Annotated in this window: 17 protein-coding genes and 1 pseudogene; 12 read left to right on the top strand and 6 right to left on the bottom strand. The window is 73.5% G+C overall.

All coding sequences use genetic code 11. The features are described from left to right. Positions 1–336 precede the first annotated feature (336 nt). From PHY01_RS15225 to PHY01_RS27660, 4 genes are all read left to right on the top strand, one after another. A complete protein-coding gene (locus tag PHY01_RS15225) occupies positions 337–1113 on the top strand; it encodes a cytochrome c biogenesis CcdA family protein (RefSeq protein WP_141279323.1) in 777 nt (258 codons plus the stop codon). After that, a complete protein-coding gene (gene resB, locus PHY01_RS15220; protein WP_141279322.1) occupies positions 1114–2712 on the top strand; it encodes a cytochrome c biogenesis protein ResB in 1599 nt (532 codons plus the stop codon). After that, the gene (gene ccsB, locus PHY01_RS15215; RefSeq protein WP_141279321.1) at positions 2712–3596 is read left to right on the top strand and encodes a c-type cytochrome biogenesis protein CcsB; all 885 of its coding nucleotides are present in this window, start codon (positions 2712–2714) and stop codon (positions 3594–3596) included. Before resB ends, ccsB begins: the two co-directional genes overlap by 1 nt. Positions 3597–3706: 110 nt before the next feature. Continuing rightward, entirely contained in the window at positions 3707–5368 is a 1662-nt protein-coding gene (locus tag PHY01_RS27660) for a MinD/ParA family ATP-binding protein (RefSeq protein ID WP_170183824.1), read from the top strand. A 1-nt stretch (position 5369) separates the two neighbouring features. Here PHY01_RS27660 and PHY01_RS15205 read toward each other — a convergent pair whose 3' ends face one another. Together PHY01_RS15205 and PHY01_RS15200 are read right to left on the bottom strand one after the other, a co-directional pair. Then, on the bottom strand, positions 5370–5579 hold the full coding sequence (locus PHY01_RS15205; protein ID WP_141279320.1) for a hypothetical protein: 210 nt from the start codon (positions 5577–5579) through the stop codon (positions 5370–5372). 69 nt (positions 5580–5648) lie between these two features. Next, the gene (locus PHY01_RS15200) at positions 5649–5867 is read right to left on the bottom strand and encodes a BldC family transcriptional regulator (protein ID WP_141279319.1); all 219 of its coding nucleotides are present in this window, start codon (positions 5865–5867) and stop codon (positions 5649–5651) included. 365 nt (positions 5868–6232) lie between these two features. Between PHY01_RS15200 and nicT the strand changes: the two genes are divergently transcribed. From nicT to PHY01_RS15175, 6 genes and pseudogenes are all read left to right on the top strand, one after another. Next, positions 6233–7360, top strand: a complete 1128-nt coding sequence (gene nicT, locus PHY01_RS15195) for a Nickel transporter NicT (RefSeq protein ID WP_141279318.1) — start codon at positions 6233–6235, stop codon at positions 7358–7360. 551 nt (positions 7361–7911) lie between these two features. Beyond that, on the top strand, positions 7912–9447 hold the full coding sequence (locus PHY01_RS15190) for a molybdopterin-dependent oxidoreductase (RefSeq protein WP_141279317.1): 1536 nt from the start codon (positions 7912–7914) through the stop codon (positions 9445–9447). A gap of 313 nt (positions 9448–9760) precedes the next feature. Then, positions 9761–9940 (top strand): annotated as a pseudogene (locus PHY01_RS27655) (transposase domain-containing protein); the annotation flags it as partial. A gap of 151 nt (positions 9941–10091) precedes the next feature. Then, the gene (locus PHY01_RS27650) at positions 10092–10526 is read left to right on the top strand and encodes a hypothetical protein (RefSeq protein ID WP_246085937.1); all 435 of its coding nucleotides are present in this window, start codon (positions 10092–10094) and stop codon (positions 10524–10526) included. A 98-nt stretch (positions 10527–10624) separates the two neighbouring features. Then, positions 10625–11911 (top strand): Nramp family divalent metal transporter, encoded by a 1287-nt coding sequence (locus PHY01_RS15180; protein ID WP_141279316.1) that lies wholly within the window; start codon positions 10625–10627, stop codon positions 11909–11911. 391 nt (positions 11912–12302) lie between these two features. Continuing rightward, positions 12303–12578, top strand: coding sequence for a DUF4229 domain-containing protein (locus PHY01_RS15175; RefSeq protein ID WP_141279315.1), 276 nt, complete (start codon positions 12303–12305; stop codon positions 12576–12578). 5 nt (positions 12579–12583) lie between these two features. Here PHY01_RS15175 and PHY01_RS15170 read toward each other — a convergent pair whose 3' ends face one another. From PHY01_RS15170 to PHY01_RS15155, 4 genes are all read right to left on the bottom strand, one after another. After that, positions 12584–13465, bottom strand: a complete 882-nt coding sequence (locus PHY01_RS15170) for a 1,4-dihydroxy-2-naphthoate polyprenyltransferase (protein WP_141279314.1) — start codon at positions 13463–13465, stop codon at positions 12584–12586. 112 nt (positions 13466–13577) lie between these two features. Continuing rightward, positions 13578–15035: a DUF8814 domain-containing protein gene (locus tag PHY01_RS15165; protein WP_141279313.1), complete on the bottom strand. Its 1458-nt coding sequence runs from the start codon at positions 15033–15035 to the stop codon at positions 13578–13580. Between the two features lie 135 nt (positions 15036–15170). Continuing rightward, entirely contained in the window at positions 15171–16289 is a 1119-nt protein-coding gene (gene menE, locus PHY01_RS15160) for an o-succinylbenzoate--CoA ligase (RefSeq protein WP_141279312.1), read from the bottom strand. Positions 16290–16542: 253 nt separating this feature from the next. Continuing rightward, positions 16543–17451, bottom strand: a complete 909-nt coding sequence (locus PHY01_RS15155) for a 1,4-dihydroxy-2-naphthoyl-CoA synthase (RefSeq protein ID WP_141279311.1) — start codon at positions 17449–17451, stop codon at positions 16543–16545. A gap of 197 nt (positions 17452–17648) precedes the next feature. On the opposite strand from PHY01_RS15155, the gene PHY01_RS15150 reads away from it, so the two are divergent. Together PHY01_RS15150 and PHY01_RS15145 are read left to right on the top strand one after the other, a co-directional pair. Next, positions 17649–18296, top strand: coding sequence for a hypothetical protein (locus tag PHY01_RS15150; protein WP_141279310.1), 648 nt, complete (start codon positions 17649–17651; stop codon positions 18294–18296). Between the two features lie 160 nt (positions 18297–18456). Next, positions 18457–19572 (top strand): TerD family protein, encoded by a 1116-nt coding sequence (locus PHY01_RS15145; RefSeq protein WP_218030175.1) that lies wholly within the window; start codon positions 18457–18459, stop codon positions 19570–19572. Positions 19573–19574: the final 2 nt, after the last annotated feature.

The following is a 19574-nucleotide window of genomic DNA, read 5'->3' as shown; positions in this document are numbered from 1 at the left end:
CGGGGCCCGCGCGCATCCTTCGGGCCTGCGCGCACCGTCGACTGTGCGCGTGGGGGCAGACCGTGCGCGTGGGGATGGAGGGTGCGCGTGGGGATCGAGGGTGCGCGTGGGGGCCCGCGCGCATCCTTCGGGCCTGCGCGCACCGTCGAGCGTGTGCGCGGGAGGTAGACGGTGCGCGTGGGGATCGAGGGTGCGCGGGGTCGACCGGGCGCGGGGGATCGGGGGTGCGCGGGGTCGACCGGGCGCGGGGGATCGAGCGTGCGGGGGAGTCCGCGCACTACACGTTGTAGAACCCGGCGCGCGCAGGCGGGGCGGGCGGGCCTACCCTGGAGCCCGATGGACCCCTCGACCACCCTCGCGGTCTCCGGCCCGCTGCTGGTCGCGGCCCTCGTGGCCGTACTGGCGGGAGCGGTGAGTTTCGCGTCCCCGTGCGTCGTGCCGCTGGTCCCCGGCTACCTCGCCTACCTGGCCGGTCTGGTCGGGGCCGACGCCCCGCCGGCGAGCCCGGCACAGGCGCGGGAGCGGCGCAGCGGGAGGTGGCGGGTGGCCGGGGCGGCGGGGCTGTTCGTCGCCGGGTTCACCGTGGTGTTCGGCGCCATCCTCACCGGCGTCGTGTGGCTGGCCGACACGCTGGTGGCCAACGAGGCGGTGCTGCAGCGCGTCGGCGGGGTCGTCATGATCGCGATGGGGCTCGCGTTCGTCGGGCTGATCCCGGTGCTGCAGAACGAGCGCCGCGTGCACTGGGTGCCGCGCGCCGGGCTGTGGGGGGCCCCGCTGCTGGGCGCGGTGTTCGGGCTGGGCTGGGTGCCGTGCATCGGCCCGACGCTGGCCGGGGTCGTCGCCGTCGCGGCGGGCACCGGGGGCGGATCGCTGCGCGGGGTGGTCCTCACGCTGGCCTACTGCGCCGGGCTCGGGCTGCCGTTCGTCGTCATCGCCCTCGGCGCCTCCCGGGCGGTCACCGCGCTGGGCTGGCTGCGCCGCCACACCCGCGCCATCCAGATCGGCGGCGGCGTGCTGATGGTCGGGGTCGGCGTCCTGCTCGTCAGCGGGCTCTGGGGCGGCATGCTGGCGCAGCTGCAGGTCTCGATCGCCGGATTCACCCCGGTGCTCTAGATGGTCACCGACACCCCGGTCCGCGCCACCCCCGCGCGCACCCCGCCGCCGGGCTGGACGGCCCTGCGCAACGCCTGGCGCTCGCTGACCTCGATGCGCACCGCACTGGTGCTGCTGTTCCTGCTGGCCCTGGCCGCGATGCCCGGCGCGCTGCTGCCGCAGCGCTCGCTCAACCAGCGCCTGGTCGACCAGTACTTCACCGACTACCCGACGCTCGCCCCGCTGCTCGACCGCGTCGGCGCCTTCGACGTGTTCGCCGCGCCCTGGTTCGCGGCGATCTACCTGCTGCTGATGACGTCGCTGATCGGCTGCGTCCTGCCCCGCACCTTCGACGACGCCCGCGCGCTGCGGGCGCGGCCCGTCGCCACCCCGCGCAACCTGGCCCGGCTGCCGCACCACGGCGGGGGCACCGTCGACGCCGGGCTCGACGACGCCGCGGCGCGGGTGCGCGGTCGCCTGCGCGGCTGGCGGGTGGCCGAGCGCGAGGAGGGGGCGGGGCGCACGCTGTCGGCGGAGAAGGGCTACTCGCGCGAGGTCGGCAACCTGGTCTTCCACCTGTCGCTGGTGGGGCTGCTGATCGGGTTCGCGGCGGGCAAGCTGTTCGGCTACGAGGGGCAGGTGATCGTCCCCGCCGGCGGCGGCGAGTTCTGCAACACCGGGATCCTGGGCTATGACTCCTTCCGTGCCGGCACCCTCGTCGACGGCACCGACCTGGCGCCGTTCTGCGTCCGCGTCGACGACTTCACCGCCACCTACCTGCCCACCGGCCAGCCCGACCGCTACGACGCCGCGCTGGGCTACCAGACCGGTGCCGACCTCGACGCCGGCCGGGCCGACGAGTGGCGCTCCTTCCCGCTGTCGGTGAACAACCCGCTGCGCACGGACGGGGCGCGCGTCTACCTGCTCGGCAACGGTTACGCGCCGATCTTCACCGTCACCTTCCCGAACGGCGACGTGCGCACCGGCGACGTCCAGTGGCGGCCGGTCGACCAGGCGACGCTGCTCTCGGAGGGGGCCACGAAGTTCGAGCCGCCCGGCGTCACCGACGACGAGCAGCGGCGCACCGGGCAGCTCGCCGTCACCGGGTTGCTCGCGCCCACCACCTCCGGCGGCGACGTCGTCACCTCGGTGTTCCCCGACCTGCGCGATCCGGAGGTCGCGATCGACGTGCTGCGCGGCGACCTCGGCCTCGACGACGGGCGCGGGCAGTCGATCTTCGAGGTGGACGCGGCGCAGGTCGAGTCCGGCGAGCTGGTGCGGGTGGCGCGGGAGAATTTGGTGCCGGGGCAGTCGGTCACGCTCGACGACGGCACGGAGATCCGGTTCGACGGTGTGCGCCGGTGGGTCAACCTGCAGATCAGCCACGATCCCGGGCAGGTCTGGGTGCTGGTCTTCGCGGTGACGATGCTGGCCGGTCTCGCGGCCTCGCTCGGGGTGCGGCGCCGCCGCTTCTGGGCCCGCCTCACCCCGTCCGACCAGCCCGGACGTACCGTGGTGGAGCTCGGTGGGCTCGCCCGCACCGACCGCGCCGGGTACGGCGAGGAGTTCGACCGCCTCCGGGCGGACCTGTTGGAGCCCGACGTGGTGAAGGACCCCTGATGCTCGCTCAGTACAGCGACCTCCTGTTCATGGCCGCCGTCGGCGTCTACGTGCTGGCGATGGTGCTGCACGCCGCGGAGTTCGCGGTCGCGCGCTCCGCGAAGCCCGTGCTGGTCGGCGCCGGTGGGCCGGACACCGTCGAGCGGCCGGCGCGCGGTGAGCGCTACGCGCGCATGGCCGTCTCGCTCACGGTGCTGGGCGCGGCGCTGCACACCGCCTCGATCGTCGCGCGCGGGATCGCCGCGCAGCGCTGGCCGCTGGGCAACATGTACGAGTTCACCTCGGCGATCTGCCTGGCCGCGGTCGTCGGGTGGCTGGTGATGCTGCGCCGCTCGCCGGTCACGCGCGCGGTCGGCCCGTTCGTCCTGCTGCCGGTCGTGGTGCTGCTGTTCCTCGCCGGCACCGTCCTCTACGCCCAGGCCGCGCCGGTCGTGCCCGCGCTGCAGTCGTACTGGCTCGTGATCCACGTCACCACGATCACGATCTCGTCGGGGCTGCTGCTGGTGCCCGGCGTGGCGAGCGTGCTGTTCCTGGTGCGCGGCGCCGGATGGCTGACCGACCGCCTCCCGTCCTCCGACGTGCTCGACCGCCTCGCCTACCGCGTCACGATCATCGCGTTCCCGCTGTTCACCTTCGCCGTCATCGCCGGGGCGATCTGGGCCGAGGCGGCGTGGGGCCGGTTCTGGGGCTGGGACCCCAAGGAGACCGTCGCGTTCGTCTCCTGGGTGATCTACGCGGCCTACCTGCACGCCCGGGCCACCGCGGGGTGGCGCGCCACCCGTGCGGCCTGGATCAACGTGGCCGGGTTCGCCACCGTGCTGTTCAACCTGTTCTTCATCAACATGGTGGTCGCGGGCCTGCACTCCTACGCCGGTCTGGGCTGATCGCGGCGAGGCCACCCGTACGCGCCTCGACCGCGGGCGGCGACGCGACTACCGTCGGCCCCCGTGACGGGGACCAGCGGTCGGAACGACGGGCTCGGCGGGAAGCGTTGATGACGGAGCGTGATTCCGAGAACGACGCGGACTACCCCGACGGCTCCGTCGGCCGGTACGTCCGTGAGCAGTGGGGTGCGTCGACGACGCCCCGCAAGACCCGCCCGTACGTGGCGCCGGTACAGCCGCCCTCGCCGCCCGAGCCCCCGCCGGGGGAGGAGCCCGACGCGCCGGCGGGTGACGCGTCGCTGCCCCTGCGCCCCCCGGCCCACCGTCTCGAGGAGTTCGACGACGACGTCGCGGCCTGGGCCGAGCGGGGCCGGGCGGCGAGCGCGCGGACGCCCGTCGACACCGGTCCGGCCCGCGGTACGGGTGCGTCGCACGGTGGGGTGCCGGAGGCCCGCGTTCCCGAGGCGCGCACGGCGGACCCGCGTGGGGTCGACTCCCGTGCCGTCGACCCGCGCGCCGCCGACCCGCACGCTGATCCTCGTGCCGTCGACCGGCGTGCCGTCGATCCCCGTGCCGACCCGCGTGCTGTCGACCCGCGGGTCGTGGCCCCCCGCGCCGGTGACGGGTGGACGGCCGACGCCCGCCACGCCGGACCGCCCGTCGACGACCGCCCCGGCCCCGTGGTTCCGCTCCCGGAGCCGCCCCGGCCCCCGCGGCCCCCGATGCGCCCCGGCCCGTCCGGCGAGTCCGAGGCGGGCCAGCGGACCCCGCCGCGCGGGGCCCCGCGCTGGACCGACCCGGGCGCCGTCGCTGCGCAGGAGGCCCAGCAGGCGCGCAACCCCGAGCAGCCCGACCTGTCCTCGGCGCGGCTGCTGCGCCCCACCAAGCGGCCGCCGCAGTCGGGCTGGCGCCGGCTCGTCTACGTCCTGTCCGGCCGGCTCATCAACCCGGGCGAGAGCCCGCTCGACATCCGCCGCCGCGAGCTCACCGTGCGCGTCAACCAGCCGTTGCTGGGCTGCTACAAGATCGGGGTGCTGAGCCTCAAGGGCGGTGTCGGCAAGACCACGATGACGGCCACGCTCGGGGCCACGTTCGCGTCGCTGCGCGGCGACCGCGTGGTGGCCGTCGACGCCAACCCCGACCGCGGCACGCTGAGCCAGAAGATCCCGCTGGAGACCAGCGCCACCGTGCGCAACCTGCTGCGCGACGCCCAGCGCGTCCGCCGCTACACCGACGTCCGGGCGTACACCTCGCAGGGGGCGTCGCGGCTGGAGGTGCTGGCCAGCGAGCAGGACCCGGCGGTGTCGGAGGCGTTCAGCGAGGACGACTACCGTCGCACCGTCAACCTGCTCGAGCACTTCTACAACATCGTCCTCACCGACTGCGGCACCGGACTGATGCACTCGGCCATGTACGGCGTGCTGGGCGTGGCCGACCAGCTGATCATCGTGTCGTCCAGCTCCATCGACGGGGCGCGCAGCGCGTCGGCCACGATGGACTGGCTCGACGCGCACGGCCACCAGGACCTCGTGCGCAACGCGGTGGCGGTGGTCAACAACGTGAGCCGGGCGTCGGGCGGGGTGGATCTGGACCGGGTGGCGGAGCACTTCGCGGCCCGCTGCCGGGCCGTCGTGCGGATCCCCTTCGACGCGCACCTGCAGGAGGGCGCGGAGGTCGATCTGGACCGGCTGGAGCCGGAGACGCGGCTGGCGTTGCTGGAGCTGGCCGCCGCCGTGGCCGACGCGTTCGCGTCGGCCCACAGCAGCGGGTGACTCAGGCCGGCGGGTCGTCCTGGCGCCGGACCCGCTCGTCGAGCTGGCGCAGGAAATCGGGGTCGTCGTCCGGCCCGCTGACGCGTGGGCGCGCCGGGCCGGGGACGGCCCGCTCTCCGGTGGGCGGAGCGTCACCGCGCACGGTGCTCATCGCCTTCCAGAGCACCAGAGCGATGATCGCGGCGCCGACGAACGCGATGAAGAACAGCATGGCTACCACCTCCACCGTCGAGGTTAGCGGAGGTGGGGCGTGACGGGAGTGAAGCCGGTGGGTGGGTGCTCAGCCGTGCGCGACGGGGAGGGTGGCCTCGCTGGTGAGGTCGGCCAGCAGGCTCCGGACCTCGGACTCGCGGAACCGGCGGTGCCCGCCGGGGGTGCGGATCGAGCCGATCCGGCCGGCCGAGGCCCAGCGCGTGACGGTCTTGGGGTCGACGCGGAACAGGCTCGCGACCTCGCCGGGGGTGAGGAGTCTCTCGTCGCTGCTCGTCGGTGCTGCCATGGTGCGCCTCCAGGTGGAATGTCCTGATACATCGTGACACTCGGGACCCCGGGTACTCGAACGGTTGGCCGGAGGTAAAGGGTGTTTAAAGGACGAATCAGACGAACGCTGCTCGTCGAGCGTCGGCGAAGGCGTTTCCGACGGGAGGTGTGGCGGTCGTCGGTCGGTTCGACATCGTGGGGCGGCCGCGGGTTCACGAGCTGAGTTGTCACTGTCGAACCGCCTCGCGATGACGATGACGTGTCCCGATCGGGCGCGGGCGCGGTGTTGCTGGGGGTGTACAGCAGCGCGGTTGGCGGGCATCGCCTCGCCCGCTTTATCGCACGATCTATGCAACGGCCATCTGATGTCGGATAGTTGGGAGCATGAGTGACACGATCGCGCCCCCGGTGGCCACCACACGCGCCGCCGCCCGGTGGGGCCGGGCCGACAAGGTGTCCATCCTCGGCATGGTCGGGTTCGTCCTGCTGCTCAACGTCGTGGGCTGGGGCGTGCTGGTCCTGGTGATCGCCCCGCAGAACCTGGCGCTGGGCAGCACCGGGGCGTTCGGGGTGGGCCTGGGGTTGACCGCGTTCCTGCTCGGGGTGCGCCACGCCTTCGACGCCGACCACATCGCCGCGATCGACAACACCACCCGCAAGCTGGTCGGCGAGGGCAAGCCCGCGCTCGGCACCGGCTTCTGGTTCTCCCTGGGCCACTCCAGCGTGGTGTTCGGGCTGTCGCTGCTACTTGCTGTGGGGGTCGGCGTGCTCGCCGGCCCGGTCCAGGACGAGAACTCCCAGCTCCAGCAGACCCTGGGGCTGATCGGCACCATCGTGGCCGGGGTGTTCCTCATCCTGATCGGGCTGATGAACCTGTTCGCCGTGATCGGTATCGCCCGGGTGTTCCGCCGGATGCGCACCGGCGAACTCGACGAGGCCGAGCTGGAGCGCCAGCTGCACAACCGCGGCTTCCTGGCCCGGCTGCTCGGCCGGGTGATGCGCCGGGTCAGCAAGCCCTGGCACATGTACCCGGTCGGGCTGCTCATGGGACTGGGCTTCGACACCGCCACCCAGGTCGCCCTGCTCGTGCTCGCCGCCGGCTCCGCGCTCACCCTGCCCTGGTACGCCATCCTCGTCCTGCCCGTGCTCTTCGCCGCCGGAATGAGCCTGTTCGACACCGCCGACGGCATCTTCATGGCCCGCGCCTACGGCTGGGCATTCCTCAAACCCGTCCGGAAGGTCTTCTACAACCTGACCGTCACCGTGCTCTCCGTCATCGTCGCGCTGGTCGTCGGCGTCATCCTGCTGATCGGGCTGCTCACGGAGAAGCTCGGCATCGACACCGGCCCGCTGGCCGCCATCGGCACCCTCGACCTCAACTACGTCGGCTACACCGTCGTCGCCCTGTTCGTGATGACCTGGCTCGTCGCGTTGGCGATCTGGAAGTTCGGTCGGATCGAGGAGCGCTACGGCATCACGACCAACTCGGGCAGCCCGGGCCCGGGCCACTGACCATCGCGAGCAGTCGAGGCAAACAAGGCAGAGCCCCACCGCAGACCGCACGACAGCCGAATGGGGGTGGCTGCCACCGCGTGACCCCTCGTCGGGCACCGTGTCGAGCCCGTCGGCCACGCGGGCCAAGCAGCTGCACGTGTGACTCCTGCCGTGCTGCGAATCGGCATGGTCACCCGCAGATCGCCGCGGCGCAGGGGTGTGCGGATCCCGATGTCGTCGCGGGAGGTGGGGCATCCGCGACCAGCGCTGCCGCGTGCGCCGCGCTCAGGGTGCCGCGCACCGAGCCGGATACCTCGGACTTCCCCCGGTGCGGAGCCGGTAGTCGACGTCGACCTCGCTGATGTCCTCCGGCGAGCTTCCGACGACGAGTCTCGCGGCAGACTCGGGCTGTCCATCGCGGAGGGGCTCGTCGAGGCGAGCCCCGTGCGCAACCACCGGCTGGGCTAGCGGGTGCAGGTGCGGCTGCCGCTGACCGTACCCCTTACCGGTCCCTGACGGTCCAATCGGATCGGACCGGGGGATCCGGCCGGACGCCTACGGTCGGTCACATGCGTTCATCGCTCGCCGCACCCGGTCGCGGACTGCTGGCCGGCCTCGTCGCCGGACTGCTCCTCACCACGATCCAGGCCCTGGCCCGCCTGTGGCTCGGCGTCCCCCCGCCCGCCGAGCTGCTCGGCGACCGGATCGCCCCGCTGCTGTCGATCGACCAGTTCTTCGGGCTGTTCGGGGTCTTCGGCGGTTACAACGGGCTCAAGCAGGCCGGGATCCTCGGCGGGACGGCCGGGCAGCTAGCGGTCGGCTTCGTCATCGCGATCGCGGTGGCGGTGGTGTCGCGGCGCCCACTTCGGCTGCTGGTGATCCTCACCGCGCTGTTCCTCGCCGCCGCGCTGGCGGTGCTGTGGCCGAACCTGTCCACCAACTACGGTGGATGGACGCCCGGCCCGGCCCGGGCGATCACCATCGCCACCATGGTCGTCGGGTTCGCGCTGTTCGGTGCAGCAGTGGCGGTGGTGCTGCGGGTACTCACCGCGCGGCCGGCCGCACCCACCTCACCGGGGCCCGTGTCACCGGGGCGCCGCGCGGTGCTCGGCGGAGTCGGGGCCGGGGTCGTCGGGGTGGGTCTCGCCGCGGCCACCGGCGGGATCGGCGCGGCGCTGGTGCGCGAGTCGACCTTCTCCTACGACGGCCTGCGCGTCGGCGGCCCGGGCATCACCCCGATCACGGCCAACGAGGCGTTCTACACCGTCACCAAGAACGTGATCGACCCGCGGATCACCCCGTCCCGCTGGAACTTCGGCATCGACGGCGCCGTCGCCACCCCCACCACCTGGAACCTCGGCGACCTGCGTGCGATGCCCCAGCTCACCCAGGAGACGACGCTGAGCTGCATCAGCAACGGCGTCGGAGACGGGCTGGAGAGCAACGCGATGTGGACCGGCATCCCGCTCGCCGACCTGATCGCGGCCGCGGGCCCGTCCGACGCCACCGTCGAGGTGCTGCTCACCGCCGTCGACGGCTACACCGACACGTTCCCGATCGACAAAGCGCTCGACCCCACCACCCTGCTCGCTTTCGGGATGAACGGCGTCGACCTCCCGCGCCGGCACGGCTTCCCGGCGCGGCTGGTCGTGCCCGGCATGTACGGTGAGAAGTGCCTCAAGTGGATCACCCGGGTGGAACTGGTGACCGAGGAGCGCAAGGGCTTCTACGAGACCCAGGGCTGGGGCCCGAACTTCGAGATCCCCACCCGGTCCCGGATCGCCTCGCTCACCTCCGGCGCGCAGGTCCCACGCACCTCCACCACGGTGCTCACCGGCACCGCGCACGGCGGCAACCGCGGCGTGGCCCGGGTGGAGATCAGCGTCGACGGCGCCCGCACCTGGACCGACGCCCGCATCACCTACCCCGGCACCCGCCTGTCCTGGGCGTTGTGGAGCCACGACTGGCGGCCGAACACCGCCGGGGTCACCCAGCTCGTCGTCCGCGCCACCGATCAGGACGGCGGCCGGCAAATCATCGACGAGCGGGGTGTGGTCCCGCAGGGCGCCACCGGCCTGCACAAGGTGGACGTAACGGTGATCTGAGCGGACCCGTGGCCATGGCCATGGAGTTGCTCGCGCTCGGTGGGGTGTCGCTGCGATCGTCCGGGCCTGCGCCTCTAGGCTCAAAGCCGTTCAGTTGCGGTCACTGCTGCTGGTCAAGGATCTTGTTGCGGCGTGTCGTTGCCGGAGATGGGAGCGGAGCTCCGGTAGGAGAGGTGGTCCTCCAAGACTGCCTCGACACCTACCGGGAGCTTCGCTGAGCGCCGATTCTGTCATCACCCGGGTCGTCACCGTGGCCGGCGGGTACTTCGCTCCTGGGCATCTGGGCGAGTCGACCCGGATCGTGCCTTTCGAGATGGGCGACGCCGCGCTGGCCGAGACCCGCAGCGTGCAGCGGCGGCTACGGTTGTCGCCCTCGCAGGTAGTGGTCTACCTGCTGCTCGCCGGCGGTCTGTTCACCAAGATCGGCTGGCCACAGTTCTGGGCCCGGCTGTGCACGGGCCTGGACGGGCTCGCCCCGGCCACCCCGAGCGCGAGCGCGTTGGCCGCCGCCCGGGCCCGGGTGGGAGTGGCGCCGCTGCGAGCGTTGTTCGCCTGCTGGGCGGCGCGGAACCGGTTGCGTGCAGGTGGGTGTCGCCCGCGCGGGCCGCCGAGGGGTGTTCTAGCGGGGTCGACTGGTCACTGCGGTGGACGGCCCGATCCTGTGCTGCCCCGACACCCCGGCCAACCCGATCGAGTTCAGCAAGGGCGGCAGCAGCCGCTGCGCCACCACCGGCTATCCGATGGTCCGGGCGCTGGTGGCCTGTGGCACCCGCCCGATCATCGACGCGGTGTTCGGCACCGACCGCACTCATGAACTCGGCTACGCCCACCACCTGCTCGGGTCGACCCGGCCCGGGATGATCGTGCTGGCCGACCGGAACTGTCGCGGCCGCCACCTGGATCACCGCGCTGGCCGCCACCGTCTACTGCACCGCCGTCGACGGGCGGACCACCCAGTTGCTCGGGGTCTCACTCGCCCAGCCGTCGCCGACCGGCCAGGCTCAAGCCACGCCGTCACCGGCGGCCGTGTCCGCTGCGAGGAACTCCGAGGACGAGCCGGCCGGCCATGTCGACCGTGAATCTCGGTGTGCGTCCCTGTGGCCAGCCAGCAGCCCTGTCATTCTCAGGAGTTAGATTCGTCTACCTTTGTAGGTGAACGTAGGCTAACATGTAGGCGATGACAACTACCGACTCCACCCAGCGCCCGACAACCGGTGATACCACTCTCACGATCGCCGAGATCCGGGCCCGCGGTCCGTGGCGGGGCCGGTTGTTGTTCTTCGGACCGGCGATCGTCGCTGCGATCGCCTACGTCGACCCGGGCAACTTCGCCACCAACTTCTCCGCCGGCGCCCAGTTCGGCTATCTGCTGCTGTGGGTGATCGTCGGCGCCAACCTGCTGGCGATGCTCATCCAGTCGCTCTCGGCCAAGCTGGGTCTGGCCACCGGCCGCAACCTGCCGGAGATGTGCCGTGACCGGTTCCCCCGCCCGGTGTCGCGCGGGATGTGGGTGCAGGCCGAGATCGTTGCCATCGCCACCGACCTGGCCGAGGTGATCGGCGGCGCGATCGCGCTGAATCTGCTGTTCGGGATCCCGCTGTTCACCGGCGGAGTGATCACCGGGATCGTCGCGTTCGCGCTGCTGGCGCTGCAGAGCCGGGGCTTCCGGCCGTTCGAGCGGGCCATCGCCGGGCTCTTCTTCGTCATCCTGCTCGGCTTCCTGAGCACCGTGGTCCGCATCGAGATCGTCCCGGCCGACGCCGTCGCCGGGCTCGTCCCCCGGTTCGACGGCACCGACAGCCTGCTGCTGGCCACCGGCATCATCGGCGCCACGGTGATGCCGCACGTGGTCTACCTGCACTCCGCGCTCACCCAGACCCGGATCCGCGCCGACACCGCGCAAGACCGCAAGTTCCTGCTGCGCCGCCAGCAGACCGACGTCGTCGTCGGGATGGGGCTGGCCGGGCTGGTCAACGCTGCCATGCTGGTCATCGCGGCCACCCTGTTCTTCGGCACCGACATCCCCGACACCGACACCCTCGACGGCGCCTACGCCGGCCTCGCCCGGGTCCTCGACCAGCCGGCCGCGTTCGCGTTCGCGATCGCCCTGCTCGCGTCCGGTTTCGCCTCATCCGGGGTGGGGACCTACGCGGGCCAGGTGGTCATGCAGGGCTTCATCCGGCGCCAGATCCCGCTGCTGCTGCGCCGGGCACTCACCCTCGCCCCCGCGCTGGTCGTGCTGGGCATCGGGATCGACCCCACCCGCGCGCTGGTGCTGTCCCAGGTCGTGCTGTCCTTCGGCATCCCGTTCGCGCTGGTCCCGCTGGTGCTGCTCACCCGCCGCCGCGACGTCATGGCGGAGCTGGTCAACCACCGCCTCACCACCACCGTCGCCGGGCTGGCCGCCGCGCTGATCATCGGGCTCAACGTGTTCCTGATCTGGCAGACCGCCACCGGCGCCTGACCGCCGCTCGGCAGTCGCCCGGCCGGCGAACCCGCCCGGCCCGTGCGACCCTGCTGGGCGGCACGGCACGCGCCACCGACCGTCACGCCCCGACTACCAGGGGCGGGCCGGTTCCCGCTCCATCGACGTGCCAGGACGATCAGGCCGAGCACGAATCAGGCCGCCCGAGAGATACCCGGTGGCCCAGGTCCTGAAGTCCGGTGTGAAGTCGGTGGCGTTGCCGAAATGGGCCACGACGTATGGTGGGGGCGACGATCGCACCGAGCGCGATGACCCGATCACGTCGCCAGGACCGGCCGCCGTCGCGCATGACGAGGTCGGTAGCGGTCATGGCCTTACTGTCGTGTCAGCTTCACGGTCCGGCCGGCCCGAGGGGTCGTAGGCTTGGGGTATGACCTCTCCGACCGCCCCGGGCCTGTTGTCCGCAGTGGGGCTCTACACGCTCGCGCGTTCGGGTCTGCTCGCCGTCGTCGCCGCCCTGTTGATGCTGGCGGGGGTGCCGGTCGTCGTGGCGCTGCTGGTGGCGTTGATCGTGGCACTGCCGCTGTCGATGGTGCTGTTCCGCGGCCTGCGCTCCCGCCTCGACGCGGCGCTCGCCGAGTCGTCGCGGCGGCGGTCGGTGGAACGCGAGGCGCTGCGCTCGCGGCTGCGCGGGGAGGACCGGTAGCGGCGTCAGCGCAGGCCGCCGAGCGCGGTACCGACGCCGGTCAGCACCGACCACGCCAGCAGCAGCAGCCCCGTCGCCCCCAGCACGCGGACGAGCGCGCGGCCGTCCGCCCCGCCCAGTACCTGACGGGCGGGCGGCACCGCGAGCGGCAGCGCCAGCAGAGCCAGCAGCATCGGCCAGCTGCGCAGCCCGGCCAGCGCGGAGAGCACGAACGGGACCGCGACCAGCGCGACGTAGAGGCGGCGGGTGTCGGCGTCGCCGAGCAGGACCGCGAGGGTCCGCTTGCCCGAGGCGGTGTCAGTGGGGATGTCGCGCAGGTTGTTGGCGACGAGCAGCGCGCAGGCCAGCAGCCCGACCCCCACGGCCCCGATGACGGCGAGCGGGCTCGGCGGGCCGCTCTGCGTGACGACCGTGCCGAGCACCGCGACGGGCCCGAAGAACACGAAGACGGCCACCTCGCCGAGGCCGGCGTAGCCGTAGGGCCGCGAGCCGCCGGTGTAGAACCAGGCGCCCGCGATGCACAGCGCCCCGACCGCGATCAGCCACCACTGCTGCGCGAGCGAGACCAGCGTGAGCCCGGCCAGCCCGGCCACGACGAAGCATCCGAAGGCCACGGAGCGGACGGCCGAGGCCTCGGCCAGCTTCGACCCGACCAGCCGCAGCGGGCCGACCCGGTCGTCGTCGGTGCCGCGGATGCCGTCGGAGTAGTCGTTGGCATAGTTCACCCCGACCACCAGCGCCACCGCCACGAGCAGGGCGAGCAGCGCCCGCCCCGGCGCGACGGTCCCGGCCCCGATCGCGGCGCCCGTCCCGACCACGACCGGGGAGACGGCGGTCGGCAGGGTGCGCGGGCGGGCGCCCTGCACCCACTGGTTCAGCGTGGCCACACCGGAACGCTATCCGGCCCGGTCCTCGGAGTGGGTGGTCGGCACCTCCGGTGATCGTTCCGAGGTGGGGGTGGTGGTCGTTCGAACCGCCGCGATGCCCACCTCGGAACGATCACTGCGGGGAGGTGGGTTCCGCGGTCGGTGCGGGGGAGCCGGTCGGGTCGGTGGTTGCGGGGCTGTTGCTCGCGCGGCTCTCCGAGCCGGTGGGGGCGTCGGACGTGGATGTACCGGACGAGGGGGTCCCGGCCGCGGGGGCGTCGCCCGTCGCTGCGTCGCCGGTCGCTTCGTCGCCGGGATCGGTCGCGCTGGTGGGGCCGGCGGCGTCGGTGGGGCCGGCCGTGTCGGTGGGGCCGGCCGTGTCGGTGGGGCCGGCAGCGTCGGCGGGGGCGGTGTCGCACGCGGCGACCCCCTCGGCGTCGGACACGACGTCGGCGTCGATGTACTGGTCGGTCCCGATCCGCAGCCAGGTGGCCGCGTCCGTGGTGAGGGCGCACTCCACCGGCACGGCGGCGCTCTCCGCTGCCACGCCCACGACGTCGGCGGCGGCGTCGGGTGCGGACAGGACGTCGATCGGCTCCTCGGCGCTCACCAGCGACAGACGGACGGAGCCGGTCCACAGGTAGTCGACGGTGACCCAGGAGTTGTCGGTCAGGCCGAGCGCGTCCCAGAACAGGCCGTCGCCGAGGTCGATGCCTGCGGGGTTGGAGGGGGTGCGGCCGTACTGGTCACGGCCGCCGTTGTAGCCGTCGGCGTACGCGGCCTGGGCCTGCGGGAGGCCCTGCGGGAGGTCCTTCCACTCCTGGCGCTGATCCGCGGGGTTCCAGTAGTCGTCGCGGGTGTTCCACGGGCCCACGTCCCAGACGGGGGCGAACGCGCAGCGTCCGTTGGGCGCACACACCTTGACGGAGTAGTCGCTGGTGCCGCGGGGCGACAGTGCGCGACGGGAGGGGAGGGCGACGAACTGGTCGCGCTCGGCGATCACGTGGCCGTTCGCGGTGGTGCCGCCGACGAGCCCCTCGCGGGTGGCGAACACGCGGTAGTTCAGCGCCGCCGACTCCACCACTGCCTCGGTGCGCGCCGCCGCTGGAAGGGCGGTGACCGTCACCCCCCGGACGGCCGGCTCCGTGGCCGGCTCGCCGGTCAGCACGAGGCGGGTCTGCACCTGCGAGGTCGTCTCGGGCAACGTCGCCGTGCCGGACGTCGCGGGTATCCATTCCGTCCATCCGCCCGAGGCGCGGAGCCCCCGGACGTCAACCGTGGCGGTGCTGCCCTCGGGCAGGTCGCCGTCGACGGCGGTGCCGACGCGGTCGGTCGGCGTGTCGAGGGTCTGTGCGGGCAACGTGAGCAGGCCGGTCGGGACGGGCGCGCCGTCGTCGTCGGCGGGGAGCAGGTGGGTGCCCGAGCGGTCGAGCCGCGCGGTGCCGTCGGCGACCACCACGCCCGCGCTCTCCCCGGCGACGAGGTCGGGGTTCCAGGACGCCGTGCCGGTCTCGGTGGCGGCGGCCGGTGCGGCCGTGCCGAGCGCGACCGCGCCGACGACGGCCAGCAGGGTCGCGGTGCGCAACCTCATCCGCATACTGAGAACTCCCCGTGTGGTTTCTGTGACTGCTGGTGCCTGTGTTGCTCCTGCTGGCGCAGCAGACCGGATGAGGGAGTAGTGGTCAATCAACGCAGAGTGAGCGACCTGATGTGATGGCGCAATCCGTCACCCGCTCGGGGGCTCCAGGCCGCCCGTCACCGTGACGAGTCGGGTCACCGCCGCACGATCGGGCTTGCCGATCCCCCGCACCGGGATCTCCGCCACGTCGACGATCCGGCGCGGCACCGCGGCCCGGCCGAGCGCCGCGCGCACGGCGTCGCGCAGCCCGTCGTCGCCGGGGCGGCCCGGCCCCGGCACGACGGCGGCCGCGACGACCTGCCCCCACCGCACGTCGGGGATCCCGACGACGCACGCCGCGCGCACCCCGGGCTGCGCGACCAGCACCCGCTCGACGGCCGCGGGGGCCACGTTCTCCCCGCCGGTGACGATCACGTCGTCGGCCCGGCCCAGCACCTCCAGCCGCCCGCCGACGAGACGGCCGAGGTCGCCGGTGCGGAACCGCCCGCCGAACGGGGGCCCGCCGAGGTAGCCGGTGGCCAGCGTCGGCCCGCCGAGCACGATGCGGCCGTCGGCCTCGAGATCGACCGTGACGCCGTCGAGCGGCACCCCGTCGTAGACGCACCCCCCCGCCGTCTCGCTCATGCCGTAGGTGGTGACGACGGCGACGCCCGCGTCGAGCGCGCGGCGGCGCAGGTCGGCGTCCAGGGCCGCGCCGCCGACGAGCACCGCGCGGTAGGAGCGCAGCGCGTCGAGGGCGGGACCGCCGGCGTCGAGCAGGCGCAGCAGCTGGGTGGGGACCAGGCTGGTGTGCCGCGGGCCGGGGCCCAGACCGTCGGTGACGGCGGCGAAGGCGTCGGCGCGGAAGCCCGGGCGCAGGTCCTGCACCGCGGGCGGGGCCCCGGCCAGCAGTGCCCGCACGATCACCTGCACCCCGGCGACGTGCTCGGCCGGCAGCGCCAGCAGCCAGCGGGCGGGACCGCCGAGCCGGGCGGCGGTGGCGCCTGCCGACGCCCGCAGCGCGGCCGCCGTCAGCGCGACGTGCCGCGGCCGGCCGGTGGAGCCGGACGTCGCGATGACGACGGCGGTCGCGGGCGGGGGCCCGGGCGTCGCCGGTGCCGGACCGGTGTGCGGCAGGACGGCGGGCCCGCCGTCGAGCGCGGCGGCGAGGGCGTCGACCAGCGCGTCGACGCCGCCGGGGGAGCCGTCGAGGGCGATCGTCCGCATGGGCGTGAGTCCACACCGTCGGCGCGACCGGGGGCCATCCGGGGCACGACCGGCGACCGTGGGTCACGGCCGGTCACTCGGTCGTGACGCAACGGCTCCGCACCCCGACCCGATATGCCGGGTATGGGGACGGTGGGCTGGGTCGCGGTCGGGGCGGTGGTGTGGCTGGCGGCGTCGGTGCTGGTGGGGCTCGTCGCGGGCGCCGCCATCCGGGTGGGCGGCGCGGTGCCGCGATCGGCCTGCGTGCGGGGGCTCAGTAGTGCCAGGGGTACGCCGCCCAGTCCGGCTCGCGCTTCTGCAGGAACGCGTCCCGGCCCTCCACGGCCTCGTCGGTCATGTACGCCAGCCGGGTTGCCTCACCGGCGAACAGCTGTTGCCCGACCAGTCCGTCGTCGGTGAGGTTGAAGGCGTACTTGAGCATCCGCTGCGCGGTGGGCGACTTGCCGTTGATCTCCCTGGCCCACTGCAGCGCGGTGGCCTCTAGCTCCGCGTGCGGGACGACGGCGTTGACCGCGCCCATCCGGTGCGCGTCGGCCGCGGAGTACTCCCGGCCCAGGAAGAAGATCTCCCGGGCGAACTTCTGCCCCACCTGCTTGGCCAGGTAGGCCGAGCCGTAGCCGCCGTCGAAGCTGCCCACGTCGGCGTCGGTCTGCTTGAAGCGGGCGTGCTCGGCGCTGGCCAGCGTCAGGTCGGCCACGGCGTGCAGCGAGTGCCCGCCCCCGGCCGCCCACCCGTTGACGACGGCGATCACGACCTTGGGCATGAACCGGATCAGCCGCTGGCACTCCAGGATGTGCAGCCGCCCCGCCCGCCCGGCCTGCACCGTGTCGGCGGTGTCGCCGTCGGCGTACTGGTACCCGGAACGGCCGCGGATGCGCTGGTCGCCGCCCGAGCAGAACGCCCACACGCCGTCCTTCGGGGCGGGACCGTTGCCGGTGAGCAGGACGCAGCCGACGTCGGGGGTCTGGCGGGCGTGGTCGAGCGCGCGGTAGAGCTCGTCGACGGTGCCGGGGCGGAACGCGTTGCGCACCTCGGGGCGGTCGAACGCGATGCGCACGGCACCGGTGTCGACGGCGCGGTGGTAGGTGACGTCGACGAAGTCGAAGCCCTCCACCGGGCGCCACGCGGAGGGATCGAAGATCTCGGAGACCGGTTCGGACACGGCACGCACACTACGGATCCGGTACGCGGCGGGCGGCGGGACCACCGGACCGCGGGGAGCGCCGCCTGCCGCACCGTGCACACCCGGCGGTCGCGCTGCACACCCCGTGACGTGTGCACGGCGACGGCCTGGTGTGCACCGCGGGCGGGACGGGCGACCGGACGGCGGGACGGCCACCGGTCTGCGACGCTGGGGCGGTGACGGACACGGTGACCGCGGGTGCCCGGACGACCTCCCTCCACCGGGTCGGACGGGCCGTCGCCGTGGCCGCCCCGGGGCTGGTGCTCGCGGTGCTCGGGCTGTTCCATCCCCGCGTGCTGGCCCAGTCGACGGCGGGGGCGTGGTGGCAGCTGCACGTCGTCGCCCTGCCGTTGTTCCCGCTGCTGGCGGTCGCGCTGTGGGTGCTGCTGCGCGGCGAGACCGGTGTGGTGGCGTGGCTCGCCCGGATCGCCGCCTACTCCTACGCCGCGTTCTACACCGCGCTCGACGTGCTGGCCGGCATCGGCGCCGGGTACCTCGTCGACCGGGCGCAGAGCGGCAGCCAGGAGGCGAACGACCTGCGCTCGCTCGGCAACGACCTCGGCATGATCGGGTCCTGGTCGTTCCTCGTCGCCGTGGTGCTCACCGGGTTCGTGCTGGTGCGCCGGGACGGGTGGGCCGCGCTGCCCGGAGCCGCGATCCTCTTCGGTGGCGCGGCGAGCTTCCTGCACGGCCACATCTACTGGCCCTCCGGTGGGCTCGCGATGGTGGCGGTGGCCGGGGGGTGCGCGGCACTCGCCTGGGCGGCGGGGACGCGTCCCGCTCCGCAGCCCGGCGGCACCGCGCCGGTCCCGTCCTCGTCGTAGGTCGCGCAGTGGCGGCGGGGCCCGGCGACACCGCCCGTCTCGCGGGGCCGCGGAACGGGGGACTCGCGGGCGCGGAACTGGGGACTCGCGGGCGGGGAACGGGGGACTCGCGGGGTCGGGTCGGGAACGGGGGGTCGCGCGTGCTGGCAGGATCGCCATCGTGCACTCCCTGCCGAAGGGCGCGAACGCGCCCCTCCCGCCCGGTCCGGTCTCGGTGCGCGTCACGGCCGCCGCGCCCGTCGACATCTCCGCGCTGCTGGTGGCCGCCACCGGGAAGGTCCGCAGCGACGCCGACTTCGTGTTCTACAACCAGCCCACCGCGCCCGGTGTGCGCTACGACCCCGCCGGTGTCGACGTCGACCCGGCCGCGGTCGAGGACGCGATCGACAAGGTCGTGGTCACGGCGAGCCTCGACGGCCGCGGGCCCACCACGTTCGGGGCGCTGGGCGGGCTGCGGATGGACGTGGCCGTCGGCGGGACGCCGGTCGCGGACTTCACCCCCGACGGTCTGGGCCCGGAGACGGCGCTGCTGTGCGTCGAGATCTACCGCCGCGGGGCGCAGTGGAAGGTGCGGGCGGTCGGGCAGGGCTATGCGAACGGACTGGGCGGGATCGCCACCGACTACGGCATCACCGTCGACGACGAGCCCGCCCCGGTGGAGCAGGCGCCGCCCACGCCGCAGGCTCCCTCGGTCGTCAACCTGGACAAGGGGAAGGTGTCGCTGGCCAAGCGGCAGACGGTGTCGCTGGTCAAGACCGGCGCGCCGCCGCTGCGCCGCGTCGCGATGGGCCTGGGCTGGGACCCGGCGCGGGGCGGGCGCAGCATCGACCTCGACGCGTCCGCCGTCGTGATCGGCAGCCGCGGCAAGAAGACCGACTCGGTGTGGTTCATGTCCAAGAGCGCGTTCAAGGGGGCGCTGGAGCACTCCGGCGACAACCTCACCGGCGACGGGGACGGCGACGACGAGACCATCCAGGTCGACCTCGCGAAGCTCCCCGACGACGCGCAGGCGATCGTGTTCGTCGTCAACTCCTTCCAGGGGCAGAAGTTCACCGAGGTCAGCCGGGCCTACTGCCGCCTCGTCGACCTCGACACCCGCGCCGAGCTCGTCCGCTTCGAGCTGACCGACTCCGAGCCGCACACCGGCGTGATCATGTGCGTGCTGCGCCGCGCGGGCGCCGCCTGGACGATGACCGCGATCGGCGAGTTCCACGACGGCAAGACGGTCCGCGCGATGTACGGCCCGGCCGAGGCGCTGCTGAGGGACCTGGGCTAGGG

Source organism: Pseudonocardia hydrocarbonoxydans, from assembly GCF_006539565.1.
Taxonomy (GTDB): domain Bacteria; phylum Actinomycetota; class Actinomycetes; order Mycobacteriales; family Pseudonocardiaceae; genus Pseudonocardia; species Pseudonocardia hydrocarbonoxydans.
This window is presented reverse-complemented; position numbering and strand designations above follow the sequence as displayed.

Excerpts from the sequence above, each read along its gene's own strand:
- PHY01_RS15225 (WP_141279323.1), top strand. The coding sequence starts at position 337 with ATGGACCCCTCGACCACCCTCGCGGTCTCCGGCCCGCTGCTGGTCGCG.
- resB (WP_141279322.1), top strand. The coding sequence starts at position 1,114 with ATGGTCACCGACACCCCGGTCCGCGCCACCCCCGCGCGCACCCCGCCG.
- ccsB (WP_141279321.1), top strand. The coding sequence starts at position 2,712 with ATGCTCGCTCAGTACAGCGACCTCCTGTTCATGGCCGCCGTCGGCGTC.
- PHY01_RS27660 (WP_170183824.1), top strand. The coding sequence starts at position 3,707 with ATGACGGAGCGTGATTCCGAGAACGACGCGGACTACCCCGACGGCTCC.
- PHY01_RS15205 (WP_141279320.1), bottom strand. The coding sequence starts at position 5,579 with ATGCTGTTCTTCATCGCGTTCGTCGGCGCCGCGATCATCGCTCTGGTG.
- PHY01_RS15200 (WP_141279319.1), bottom strand. The coding sequence starts at position 5,867 with ATGGCAGCACCGACGAGCAGCGACGAGAGACTCCTCACCCCCGGCGAG.
- nicT (WP_141279318.1), top strand. The coding sequence starts at position 6,233 with ATGAGTGACACGATCGCGCCCCCGGTGGCCACCACACGCGCCGCCGCC.
- PHY01_RS15190 (WP_141279317.1), top strand. The coding sequence starts at position 7,912 with ATGCGTTCATCGCTCGCCGCACCCGGTCGCGGACTGCTGGCCGGCCTC.
- PHY01_RS15180 (WP_141279316.1), top strand. The coding sequence starts at position 10,625 with ATGACAACTACCGACTCCACCCAGCGCCCGACAACCGGTGATACCACT.
- PHY01_RS15175 (WP_141279315.1), top strand. The coding sequence starts at position 12,303 with ATGACCTCTCCGACCGCCCCGGGCCTGTTGTCCGCAGTGGGGCTCTAC.
- PHY01_RS15165 (WP_141279313.1), bottom strand. The coding sequence starts at position 15,035 with ATGAGGTTGCGCACCGCGACCCTGCTGGCCGTCGTCGGCGCGGTCGCG.
- menE (WP_141279312.1), bottom strand. The coding sequence starts at position 16,289 with ATGCGGACGATCGCCCTCGACGGCTCCCCCGGCGGCGTCGACGCGCTG.